This is a genomic window from Geobacter sp. SVR (genome assembly GCF_016865365.1).
In the GTDB taxonomy this organism is placed as follows: domain Bacteria; phylum Desulfobacterota; class Desulfuromonadia; order Geobacterales; family Pseudopelobacteraceae; genus Pelotalea.
This window is the reverse complement of record NZ_AP024469.1, coordinates 4382396-4394087: the sequence shown is the minus strand read 5'-3', so window position 1 is coordinate 4394087 and position 11692 is coordinate 4382396. Positions and strand designations below refer to the sequence as shown.

Genomic DNA, 11692 nt, shown 5'->3' with positions numbered 1-11692 from the left:
GATCTCGTGCCGGATACGTTCATTGACCTGTCAAAGTACCGTGCCGCCGTGGAATCCGCAAAAACGGTCCGGCTGCATGGCAAGGTGACGCAAGTGGTAGGCCTGGTGATCGAGGGCTATTGCCCCGACACGTCGGTCGGTGCAATCTGTGAGGTCCGTCCTCAGGAGGGGGAGCCGATCCCGGCAGAGGTGGTCGGTTTCCGCAATAATAAAACCCTGCTGATGCCGTTGGGAGAGATCAGGGGGGTCGGGCTGGACAGCCTGATCTCCGTCAGGCGGGACAAGGCCTCGATGGGGGTTGGACCGCTTTTGCTCGGACGTGTCATTGATGGGCTGGGAAATCCTATCGACGGTAGAGGAGCGTTACGAACCGAAGAAGAATATCCGATTTACGCTGCGCCGGTCAATCCGATGACCCGTCCCCCCATCCGTAAGCCTCTGGATTTGGGAATCAGAAGTCTGAACGGTTTGCTGACCTGTGGTCAGGGGCAGCGTGTCGGAATTATGGCTGGTTCCGGTGTCGGAAAATCGACACTATTGGGCATGATCGCACGCTATACCGAAGCGGATGTCAATGTGATCGCCCTGATTGGGGAGCGAGGCCGTGAACTACGGGAGTTTATTGAAAAGGATCTCCAGGAGGAGGGGCTCAAGAAGTCGGTAGTGGTGGTGGCTACCTCCGATCAGCCGCCGTTGGTTCGCATGCGTGGTGCCTATATCGCTACGACCATAGCCGAATATTTTCAGAAGCAGGGCAAAAAGGTGCTGCTGATGATGGACTCGGCCACCCGTTTTGCCATGGCCATGCGCGAAGTGGGATTGGCCATAGGGGAACCGCCGACCACCAAAGGATACACACCCTCGGTATTTGCCGCCCTGCCTAAACTCCTCGAAAGAACCGGAAATTTTTCTGAAGGAAGCATTACCGGGCTGTACACCGTTCTCGTTGAAGGTGACGATTTCAACGAACCGATTTCCGACGCCATGCGTAGCATTCTCGATGGCCACATCGTACTGTCGAGGAGCCTTGCCGCCCGTAACATCTATCCGCCCATCGATGTGCTGGCCAGTGCCAGCAGGGTGATGAATGACGTTACGACCTCCGAGCATCTGGCGCTGGTCGGCAGATTCAAAGAGGCCATGGCGACCTACGCCCAGTCGGAGGATCTGATAAATATCGGTGCCTACAAGGCTGGCAGCAATCCCGGTATAGATTATGCAATTTCGAGGATTGACAGGATGACCAGCTATATGAAGCAGTCAATTCATGACTCGGTAACGTTGAATGAGTCGGTTCAAGAATTGAAAATGATCTTTGAGGATTGAGCAGACACGAGAGGAGAGAGCCCCAGTGGCAAGCAAAGTATTCGAACTGGAACAGGTGTTGAAGTACCGCCTGGAGATCGAACGTTTGCGCAAGCATGAATTCGCCTCTGCAAAGCGTGATTTGGAACAGGCCCATGAACAATTGCAGCAGCAAGAAGCATATGTGCATGACCTTGCCCGTGAATTCAGCCAGCGTCAGAGGGAGCTGGAGAGCATCGACGAATTGCGGCGGTATGTCGATTTCCTTACCCGCAAGAAGAATGACATCAGTAAGCAGAAGGAGCGTGTTCACTGGCTCGGGAGCGTCCTGCATGAGCGAAGAGGCGTTCTCGTCGATGCTACCAAGGATAAAAAGGTGCTGGAATCGTTGAAGGAAAAGAAAGCGCAGGAATTCAGACAGGCAATGGAAAGGCTCGAACAATCCTTTATGGATGAGATTGCCATTCAAAGAAACGGGGCAACCGATTGATGAGGCCCCCTTTTTTTTCGATAAAGGCGGCGGTCCTGATCTGCTGCCTGTGGATGCCGTTCGCACTGTCGGCAGCCGAAGGTGCAACGATACAGAAGTCTGCCGGGGAACCGGCAAAGGAATCCGGTGCGGCCGCAGAGCCGCCGTCTCTGAGTGCGTCTCGTGCCGCTCGTGAGGAAAAGGCAATCCAGGACGCCCGCCGTCAGCAATTGGCTGAACGAGAAGCGGCTGTTGCGGCCAAGGAGCAGGAACTGAAAAAGTTGGCTGCCCGGCTTGAGTCTCAGGTCAAGGCACTGGAAGAGAGCAAGAAGCGGCTGGACGATTCGTTGAAGGCCCAGAAAAAGGTTCAGGACGAGAAACGCAAGAAAATGATGGCGTTGATCAAAAAAATGCGTCCGGAGCAAGCTGGCAAATACATGGATAAAATGGATGAGGGTATGGTCATTTCCATGCTTGACCAGATGGATGCCAAGACCGTTCTGAAGTTGATGCCTTATCTCAATCAGCCACGAGTTTTTAAATGGATCAACGATAATCTCAAAGGCGTCTAGATATCATTTCACTTCAGGGTAGCAACTCTGTCCATTCCCTGAAAATCTGAAGGAAGGGAGGTGAGAAAAAATGAATACAGGACAGATCGTAGCAGACTTGGCACTTGGCGTTACCGTGCCTGCCGCCACGACAGCACCCTCACCGGCACTGGAAGGAGCGGCAAGTGTATTTGCAGGAATGTTGAAGGAGATGGCCCCTGGCCTGTCGCATTCGTTTCCGATTGCAGCAGGTGCAACAAAGGCTGTTTCCCCGGCAGTAACTGCTGAAGACGTAGCAGGCCAACCGGCATTGCCGGTTGATCCCTCTGGGGAAGTCTTAATGTCACTCCTCAGCGATGTTCAACCGGATGGAGGGGGCAAATCGGTGCAGCACACTGAACCGGTAATGGACATGAAGGTGGAAGAACCGAAAAAAACGGAAGCAGATATCTGGGAACCGCAGAACTTGGCGGAAAGCGCGGCAGGAGCGATGCTGACCTCGCAATTGAACGGCAGAATGCCGGACCTGAATACTCTGCAACCGAGCCGTGAAGAGGATGCCGAGAAAGGCTCCGAAGTCGCCGTCGTTTCGGTTCAATCGGCAGCCAAAACCGGTGCAGTATTCCCGACAGGCCCGCAGACAACTCAGTTGACAGCCCAGTTGGTAACACCTGAGCAGGTTGCCGTGCATGTGGATAGTCCGCCGTCCGTTGTTCCCGGAACTACCTCAGAACAATCGATGAGTCGGGTGTCGGTGCCGGTGCCGGACCACCCTGAAGTACCGGTGGATGTTACACTGCACAGTGATCCGGCAATACCATTGGAAACCCGTCAGATGCAATCTGCGGCAATTCCAGTTAAAGCTGCAGCTACACAGGACATGCCAGTGGCTGCCGCAACGACACCTGCTCGTGCTGAAAGCAGTCGATCGTCTGAAGCAAAGACAGCAGATGGCTCCGATGGAACGAAAGAGGTAGCAGACGTAACCGCTGCAAAAACCGCAACGGTCACCATCGACGCCGTACAGGCAACCACCCCCGGGAAAAGTGTGTCGCAGCAGGTTCCCCCGCGGATGGACGTAGCAGAAATGGTTGTCGCAGAAAACACTTCCGTGCTGCCTGACGGAAGCGCCAGGGAAGAGGTCGGCCCTGCAAAGAGAGTGTTGCCGGTTCAGCCTTCCGGGTTCAGATTCTCCCGCTCGGCGGCTGTTGAAGTGGCACTTGGCAATGGTCAGGAAGTAAATGTTCGTACTCCTGAAAAGAGTGCCGGGCAAAACAAAATTGTGACAGAGACAGTACAGCAGTTGGAAAAAGAAGTATCCTCGAGTTTCAAAGGTTCCACTTCGGATTCAATGGAACAGGGGGCCCCAGGTTTTACGCAACAGTCACCGGAAGTGCCCCATACGGTGCTCCCGCACACGGTGGTTGGGCATCAGTCTGTTTCGGTTGACGCGGCATCATCTTCGACGCTGCAAGCGGAACAGGTCCATGTCAATGTCCGCGAGGACATCGCCGGACAGGTACGAGATCGTCTCGGCACGCATGAGCTGAAATCAGGAAGCGAGCAGGTAGTGCTCAAGCTTTCCCCCGAGCAGCTTGGCGATGTCAAGGTGCATCTCAGACTCGAAGATCAGCACCTGAGAGTCGAGATTGTTGCGGAGAACAAAATGGCCAGAGAAAGCCTGCTTCAGCATGTTGATTCGCTGAAGGAGTCGTTATCGCGCCAGAACATCACCATGGATAAGTTCAGTGTGACGTCCGGCGGTAGTGAGGCCGGCAGCCAGCATGGCGGTACCCAGGGAGACTGGCGCGAGCTTGCCAGAAACAGGCAGGCACAGCAGTGGCTTGCTTCGGGCGGCTATCGTATCCCGACGGCGGAAATTGCTTCAGCACAGCCGGTATATTTTGCCAGGACGGACCAGTCGATGCTTGATCTTCATTTTTGAAAGAGGGGGTGATTAACGTGGTAGACAGTGTAACTTCAACAACTGATGCAAGCGCGGCTGCCGCCGCAATGAAAAAGTCCATCGGCATGGATAAGGACGATTTTCTGAAACTTTTCATCGCCCAGTTGCAGTACCAGGACCCCCTGCAGCCGCAGGACCCCAGTGCCATGCTGAACCAGCTCTCGCAACTGTCCATGCTGGAACAGTCGTACAACAGCAATACAACACTGCAGAGCCTGCTGACTGCCCAGAACAATGCCAATTCCATCAACGCCGTATCCTTTGTTGGCGGCAATCTGAAAGCGAATGGCGACGCAGTTGCGTTTGACGGCACCTCGGCGGCTTCATTGCAGTTCAATCTGCCGGTGGCGACATCGTCGGCAGTGGTTTCGATCAAAGACAGTGCCGGAAACACCGTCAGGACCGCCACGTTGGATGCATCGGCAGCCGGTGATGCCAGCTACAGCTGGGATGGTCGCGACAATAACGGCAACCTGCTGCCGGCCGGTACGTATCATTTTGCCGTCAACGGTACGGCAGCCAATGGAACAGCTGTGGCAGCCACTACTTATACGACCGGGATTGTCGACGGCGTATCTTTTGCCAATGGTACACCGATGCTGACTGTCGGTGGGATTTCTGTCGCTCTGTCCGATGTCATCAGCGTAAAAGGAGCGTAGTGAATGGTCGATCAGGTGTTTTTTCCGAATCCGGTTCAGCCGGTACGGCAGGATCGGCCTCAATCACGTCAGACACCTGCCTCCGGGACGGCATCGGGGTCTTCGTTCGCCTCGGTGCTGGATGCGAAACTCCCTGCACAGGGTGTTAAGTTCTCCCAGCATGCGCAGGAGCGTTTGAAAGCCCGTAATATCAACCTTTCTGCCAGCGATTTGGCCAATCTCGAAGGGGCTGTCGACAGCGTTGCCCGGAAAGGTGGCAAAGAATCGCTCGTCATGATGGGGGATGCGGCGTTGGTGGTGAGCATCAAGAACCGCACGGTCGTGACAGCCATGGACCGTACGCAAATGCAGGGAAACGTTTTCACGAATATCGATTCAGCAGTGATCATCTAAGACTCAACCAGGGCTGGCCCTCCGAGAGGAAGCCCAGGAAGCGCCGACCGACTGACGCGCTTTCCAACCTCAAACGATTTAGGAGGCAACAATGAGTATCACATCCGCAATGTTTACCGGCGTATCCGGTCTCTTGGCCAACGCAGAAGGCATCAACGTGATCGGCAACAACCTTTCCAACGTCAATACCGTTGGTTTCAAAAGCAGCCGCATGCTGTTTTCCGACATGCTATCCGCCAACATCGGCAATGGCTCGCAGATCGGGCGCGGCACCCAGATTCAGAAGGTCGATGATGTCTTTAGCCAGAGCACCTTCGAAACCACTGAACTGGTAACCGACCTCGCTATCCAGGGGGACGGCTTTTTTGCTCTCCAGGATGCTTCGGGCAATGCCCTGTACAGTCGTGCCGGAGCATTCCGCATGGATTCCCAGAACAAGTATCTGGTTAATCCCGATGGCCTCAAGGTCCTTGACAGTGCCGGCGCTCCCATTGATCTTTCGACGCTGAACGTTGCTGGACCTCCCGCCGTTAATTTCACCAAGGTGAGCAGCGTGGATGCTGACGGAACAATTACCGCTCTTATGTCTGACGGTACTACGAAGCAGTACGCCACAAAGCTCGGTATAGCGACCGTGCCGAATCCCGGCGGACTCGAAAAAAGAGGCGGCACCCTTTACGCGGCAACCGCCCAGTCGGGGACTGTGACTACGGCCGCGCCTACGACTAACGACAAGATCTTTTCCAACTCCCTGGAGATAAGCAACGTGGACATGGCCGGACAGTTCGTCAAGATGATCCTGACCCAGAGGGCGTACTCGGCCAACTCCAAGACCATCACTACGGCAGATGAAATGACGCAGGAAGTGCTTAATTTGAAGCGGTAATTTGAAAGTTTCAAAGACGGAAGCGCGCGCTGCATAAAAGCCGTGCGCGCTTCCGTCGCCGTAAGTATTGCAAAAACATCTCGTTCGTTTTAAATTTCCAAGATACCTTAAGATTCACATACGTCGCATTTTTTGCAGGAGGAGTGAAATGGCCAGAGACGAGCAGGTCGCCGAAACGGAAGGTGGCGGCAAGAAGAAAACGTTCATCATTATCGGCGCTGCCGTGGCTGCAGTCGTCATTCTCGGTATCGTGGCCTTCATGGTAATGGGTAAGGGCGACAAGAAGGAGGCTGGCAAGGAAGGGGCCAAAACCGAGGCGAAAGCTGAAGGGGGACATGGCACCGCTAGTGCCGGTGAGGGTGGAGGCGCATCCCGGATGCTTGCTCTTGAGCCTTTCATTGTCAACATTTACGATGGACAGGAGCTGCGCTACCTGAAAGTCAAGGTAGAGATGGAGATGGCGGCTCCTATGGCCAAGACCGAAATAGACGAGCGCCTGGCCCCCATCAGGGATGGCATTCTTGTTCTGCTGAGTGCCAAGACATTGCATGATATACAGGATGCTCAAGGCAAGAACCAGCTCAAGGAAGAAATTCTGCTTACCGTCAATAAACTGATACCGCCCGGCAAAGTCGCCAAAGTGTACTTTACCGATTTCGTTGTCCAGTAGGGCCCCTGGCTGTTATGGAAAAAATTCTTACCAAAGCTGAGATTGAGGCACTCCTCAACGCCGTTTTCGATGGCCGGATAGAGCCCGAGCGAGAACTGGCAAAGTCTGAAGGGAGCGCCGTCACTTACGATCTCTTCAATACCGAGGCTCACAAAGGTTTTGTCCCCAACCTGGACATCATCTACGACAGCTTCATACGGTATAACCGCGTCAATCTTTCGAATCGGCTTCGCAAAGTGGTCGAGATAAAGAAGGTGGGGGCACGCTCGTATAAATTCGACGATTTTCTGCAGACACTGCCATCGCCGGTCTGTATGGCAATTTTCAAGATTGAGCCCCTTAAAGGCGCTGCCCTTTTGTCGTTGGACAGCACCCTGGTCCTGTCACTGGTGGACAGCTTGCTGGGAGGCACCGGCACCACGAAAGTCTCCACTCAGAATCGCCTGTTTACCTCGATTGAATTGCGTTTGATGGAGAAAATCGCCAGAGATATTCTGCTCGATCTCGAGAAGGCCTGGGCTCCGCTTTACAGTACGCACATGAATCTGTTACGCATGGAAATGAACCCTCGACTGGTAAACATCGTTCCGCCTGAGTACCAGATCGTTACCATGTCGCTTAAGATTCAGATTGAGGACATCTCCGGCAATATGGTCTTTGCCGTTCCTTACATGACGATCGATCCGATCCGGGACAAACTGAAGGCCGGCATGCAATTCGACCTGATGGCCATCGATCCTCAATGGTCGTTCCGGTTGTCATCCGGTCTTCTCGAGGCGCCGCTCGAGCTTTCCGTTGAAATGGGCAACGCCGGCATTACCCTGCGGGAGCTGCTGGAGCTGGCGCCGGGAGATACGATCATGCTGGACAAGCCATGCTCCAGCGAGTTGCAGATCAAGGTCGAAGGTGTGCCCAAATATCTCGGCATTCCCGGAATTCGGCACGGAAACAAGGCAGTACAGATCAGCGCGATAGATATCGTCAACGGGGGATAGACGTGAGTGAAAAAACCGAAGTGAAGGATGCCGAGCAGGACAGGAAGAATCTGGACTTCATCCTGGACATACCGTTGCAGGTAACTGTAGAACTTGGCAGGACAAAACTGCTGGTCAAGGACGTTCTCCAGCTGAATCAGGGGGCTGTCGTAGAACTCACCAAATTGGCTGGCGAACCACTCGACATCTTCGTGAACTCGAAGCTGGTCGCCCGTGGTGAGGCTGTCGTGGTAAACGAAAAATTCGGTGTGCGCCTGGTCGACATCGTCAGTCCGAATGAACGGGTGGAGAAAATCCTGTGAAGGGAGCGGTCACCGCACTGCTCCTCATCCTGCCAACATTAGCCCGCGCCGAAAGTCCTGCCAGCCAGGGGTTCAGTTTTTTTTCCAGTTTGATCCAGATGGTCGCCGCACTTTCCATTGTAGTCGGACTCATTCTGCTGACGAGGCACTTTACCGCAAAACTCGGCGGTGGAGCGGCCCAGTTCACTTCAAAACATATCCGGGTACTGGAAACGCGGTACATTTCACCCAAAAAGGCCCTGCTGCTGATAGAGGTCGGTGGAGAGTATCTGCTGCTGTCCAGTACGGAGGATGGGCTCTCCTTGATCAAGCAGGTGAATCTGATCGAAGAGATCGAGGTACTCGAAGAGGCCCACAATGTCAGGTCCGATATGCTCAGTTTGTTCCGCAAGGCCGCAACCAGGCGAAAAGGGTAAAGCATGATTGCCGAAACACGTTTCAGATGGCCGATAGCCGGGGTTGTGGCCCTGTTGATCACTCTTTCCGCAGGTGCAGTCCTGGCGGAATCGCTGCCCCTGCCGTCCCTGAATATCGGCGTGGGTACGGCAACCAAACCGGGCGAAGTTGCCACGACTATTCAGATCTTCTTTCTGCTGACCATTCTGACTCTTGCGCCGGGTCTGCTGATCATGACCACCTCCTTCACCCGCATCGTGGTGGTGCTTTCCTTTTTGCGCACAGCCATGGGGACGCAGCAGGCTCCCTCCAATCAGGTCATCCTGGCTTTGGCCATGTTTCTGACTTTTTTCGTGATGAATCCGGTCTGGCAACAGATCAACCGTGAGGCATATCAGCCCTGGAAGGCCCAGCAGATCTCCCAGGATCTGGCCATAGACCGCGCCGTCCAGCCGGTCCGAAAATTCATGCTGTCCCAGACCAGAGAGAAAGATCTGGCCCTGTTTGTCAGTCTCTCAAAGTTGCCGAGGCCCAAAAACGCAGACGAGATACCAACGCTGACCATTATCCCCGCCTTTATGATCTCGGAATTGCGAACCGCCTTCCAGATCGGCTTTCTGATCTATATCCCTTTCATTGTTGTCGACATGGTGGTGGCGTCGGTGCTGATGTCGATGGGCATGATGATGCTGCCCCCGGTGATGATCTCGCTTCCGTTCAAGATCCTGCTTTTTGTCTTGGTGGATGGCTGGGGGCTGGTGATCGGTTCACTGGTGAAGAGTTTCAGTTGATGTATCCGAAGAGGACTTGCTATGACGCCTGAACTGGTTGTCCAACTTGCACGACGCAGCTTCGAGGCCGCCCTGATGCTGTCGGCCCCCTTGCTGCTGTTCAGCCTTGTGGTGGGGCTGCTTATCAGTATCTTCCAGGCTGTAACCTCGATCAACGAGGCGACCTTGGCGTTCGCCCCAAAGATTGTCGCCGTGATGATTGCCATGATCATCTTTTTCCCCTGGATGATGACCTACATGGGGGACTTCACCAGGGAGATCTATTCCCTTATCGCCACCATGAGGCGCTGACCGATGTTTCCCCTGCTCCCCTTCCCAACTCCGCGGGAGGTGATCCTGTTTGGCCTGGTGTTGAGCCGCGTAGCCGGCATCTTCGCCGCATTGCCGGTGTTCGGAGGGCAGGCGGTGCCCATGCGCATCAAGGTCATCATTGTGGTCATGATCACCCTGGTCTGTTTTCCCCCCTTGAGCCCGACCGCTCCCGAGATGCCATCTGACGCATTCACCCTGGCCCTCCTGGTAGGACGGGAGATCATGATCGGCGTAACCATGTCCTTCATAACCAAGGTGATCTTTTCCGCTGTGGAGTTCAGCGGACAGATTATCGGCCTGCAGATGGGCTTTACCATGTCTTCGGTAATCGATCCTTCTCAGGGTCATCAGACGCAGATCATGTCAGTCATGCAGACCCTGCTTGCCACACTGATGTTCCTGGCTACAAACATCCACCACCTGTTCATCCGTACCATTGTGGACAGCTTCCGCATCGTGCCCCTCGGTGGCTGGCATTTGAACGGCGAGATCATCGCCTTTCTGATCCGGAGCACCTCCGAAATCCTGGTGCTCGGAATCAGACTGGCAGCCCCGGTAATGGTAGCCCTGCTGCTTACCAGCGTAACGCTGGGCATAATGGCCCGCGCCTTCCCCCAGATGAACATTTTCATGGTCAGCATGCCAATGAATATCGGCATAGGCCTGATAGTTCTCGGTCTGACGCTCACGATCTTCTTCCATGTGCTCGAAGTTTCCTTCGCAACTGTCAACCAGCAGATTACGACCCTCTTCAGGCTGATGGCAAAGGGGGGATGATTTTTGGCCGATGATGTAGACAAGCATTCCAAGACCGAACAACCGACTTCAAAGCGGCTGGAAAAGGCTCGGGAAGAAGGGACGCCTCCCACCAGCATCCTGATGACTTCCACCTTCACGCTGCTGACCGGGATGATCTGCCTGTATCTGTTCGGCAATTTCATGTTTGCGAGCATCTCGGAAAAGAGCGTGGAAATCCTCAGTTCGATCAGCAGTTTCCAGATGACCGAACAGAATCTGTACAATCTTGTTCTCAGGCTGTTTCTGCTGATCGTGATGGTGCTGGCTCCGCTCATAGTCACGATTCTGCTCACCTCGATCACCTCTCATGCGGTCCAGGACGGCGGCAGATTGGAAGTCAGGTGGACGCGGGTTGGGTTCAAGATCGACAAGCTCAATCCGCTTACCGGATTCGGCCGCCTTTTCAATAAGAATGCCCTGCTGGAGGTGGTCAAGTCATTCCTGAAACTGGCCGTGATCGGATTCATTGCTTACCGGGTGCTGCGCGACGAGGTGCAGAACATCACCTTCATGGCTGAGGCCGATATTGCCTCAATCGCGGATTACATGGGGCATGTCGCTTTCAAGATCGTCATCCACACCTGCGGCATCATGTTGATCATCGCGGTCCTGGATCTGATGTATGTCAAGTGGGATTATATCCAGAAGCTCAAGATGACCAAGCAGGAGGTCAAGGATGAGCAGAAGGACTATGAAAACCCGGAGATCAAGGGACGCATCAAGAAGATGCAGTTCCAGATGGCGCATCGCCGCATGACCAAGATCATACCGACCGCCGATGTGGTCATTACCAACCCGACGCATTATGCAATTGCGCTCAAATACGATCGTGCACGAATGATAGCGCCGGTGGTGATCGCCAAAGGGGTCGACGTAATGGCCCAGGCCATCAAGAAAATCGCTCAGGAGCACAAGATCACCCTGGTCGAAAACAGGTTCCTGGCCCGCGAACTGTATGATCAGGTCGATGAGAACGAGGCCATACCGGAATCGCTGTATGCCGCTGTCGCCGAAATTCTGGCCTATGTCTACCGGATAAAAGGCAAGGTATGAGGTGCGGCTTGTAGGGGGCCGGTTGTGAGCGGGTGTCAATTTTATGACATTTTCAATACTTTGACGTGGTGCTTCCACGGAAGTGGACGGGCGTTGAAAGATAACTATCTGTTTTTGATACAAACTAGCCGTGCCTGTTCAAAAAC

At 54.2% G+C, this 11692-nt stretch carries 15 protein-coding genes; all 15 read left to right on the top strand.

Translation table 11 applies throughout. From position 1 onward, the window contains the following. The first annotated feature begins 6 nt into the window (after positions 1–6). The 15 genes from fliI (at position 7) to flhB (ending at position 11546) form a co-directional block, all read left to right on the top strand. Positions 7–1326 (top strand): flagellar protein export ATPase FliI, encoded by a 1320-nt coding sequence (gene fliI, locus GSVR_RS20535; protein ID WP_173195765.1) that lies wholly within the window; start codon positions 7–9, stop codon positions 1324–1326. Between the two features lie 25 nt (positions 1327–1351). Further along, positions 1352–1795, top strand: coding sequence for a flagellar export protein FliJ (gene fliJ / locus GSVR_RS20530; protein WP_173195763.1), 444 nt, complete (start codon positions 1352–1354; stop codon positions 1793–1795). Positions 1796–1848: 53 nt separating this feature from the next. Continuing rightward, a complete protein-coding gene (locus GSVR_RS20525) occupies positions 1849–2346 on the top strand; it encodes a hypothetical protein (protein ID WP_173195761.1) in 498 nt (165 codons plus the stop codon). Positions 2347–2416: 70 nt separating this feature from the next. Next, positions 2417–4270, top strand: a complete 1854-nt coding sequence (locus tag GSVR_RS20520; protein WP_173195760.1) for a flagellar hook-length control protein FliK — start codon at positions 2417–2419, stop codon at positions 4268–4270. 8 nt (positions 4271–4278) lie between these two features. After that, entirely contained in the window at positions 4279–4950 is a 672-nt protein-coding gene (locus GSVR_RS20515; protein ID WP_370552054.1) for a flagellar hook assembly protein FlgD, read from the top strand. A 3-nt stretch (positions 4951–4953) separates the two neighbouring features. Further along, on the top strand, positions 4954–5343 hold the full coding sequence (locus tag GSVR_RS20510; RefSeq protein WP_173195756.1) for a TIGR02530 family flagellar biosynthesis protein: 390 nt from the start codon (positions 4954–4956) through the stop codon (positions 5341–5343). Between the two features lie 91 nt (positions 5344–5434). Further along, on the top strand, positions 5435–6229 hold the full coding sequence (locus GSVR_RS20505) for a flagellar hook-basal body protein (protein ID WP_173195754.1): 795 nt from the start codon (positions 5435–5437) through the stop codon (positions 6227–6229). 148 nt (positions 6230–6377) lie between these two features. Next, a complete protein-coding gene (gene fliL / locus GSVR_RS20500) occupies positions 6378–6899 on the top strand; it encodes a flagellar basal body-associated protein FliL (protein ID WP_173195752.1) in 522 nt (173 codons plus the stop codon). 14 nt (positions 6900–6913) lie between these two features. Then, complete coding sequence (gene fliM / locus GSVR_RS20495; protein WP_173195750.1) at positions 6914–7894, top strand: flagellar motor switch protein FliM; 981 nt, start codon at positions 6914–6916, stop codon at positions 7892–7894. Positions 7895–7896: 2 nt separating this feature from the next. Continuing rightward, positions 7897–8196 (top strand): flagellar motor switch protein FliN, encoded by a 300-nt coding sequence (gene fliN / locus GSVR_RS20490; RefSeq protein WP_173195748.1) that lies wholly within the window; start codon positions 7897–7899, stop codon positions 8194–8196. Beyond that, a complete protein-coding gene (locus GSVR_RS20485) occupies positions 8193–8612 on the top strand; it encodes a flagellar biosynthetic protein FliO (RefSeq protein ID WP_173195746.1) in 420 nt (139 codons plus the stop codon). The genes fliN and GSVR_RS20485 overlap by 4 nt, the downstream gene beginning before the upstream one ends. A gap of 3 nt (positions 8613–8615) precedes the next feature. After that, positions 8616–9383 (top strand): flagellar type III secretion system pore protein FliP, encoded by a 768-nt coding sequence (gene fliP / locus GSVR_RS20480; RefSeq protein ID WP_173195744.1) that lies wholly within the window; start codon positions 8616–8618, stop codon positions 9381–9383. A 21-nt stretch (positions 9384–9404) separates the two neighbouring features. Next, positions 9405–9674, top strand: coding sequence for a flagellar biosynthesis protein FliQ (gene fliQ, locus GSVR_RS20475; protein ID WP_173195743.1), 270 nt, complete (start codon positions 9405–9407; stop codon positions 9672–9674). A gap of 3 nt (positions 9675–9677) precedes the next feature. Beyond that, on the top strand, positions 9678–10472 hold the full coding sequence (fliR, locus tag GSVR_RS20470; protein WP_173195741.1) for a flagellar biosynthetic protein FliR: 795 nt from the start codon (positions 9678–9680) through the stop codon (positions 10470–10472). Between the two features lie 3 nt (positions 10473–10475). Then, positions 10476–11546: a flagellar biosynthesis protein FlhB gene (flhB, locus tag GSVR_RS20465; RefSeq protein ID WP_173195739.1), complete on the top strand. Its 1071-nt coding sequence runs from the start codon at positions 10476–10478 to the stop codon at positions 11544–11546. The last annotated feature ends 146 nt before the right edge of the window (positions 11547–11692 follow it).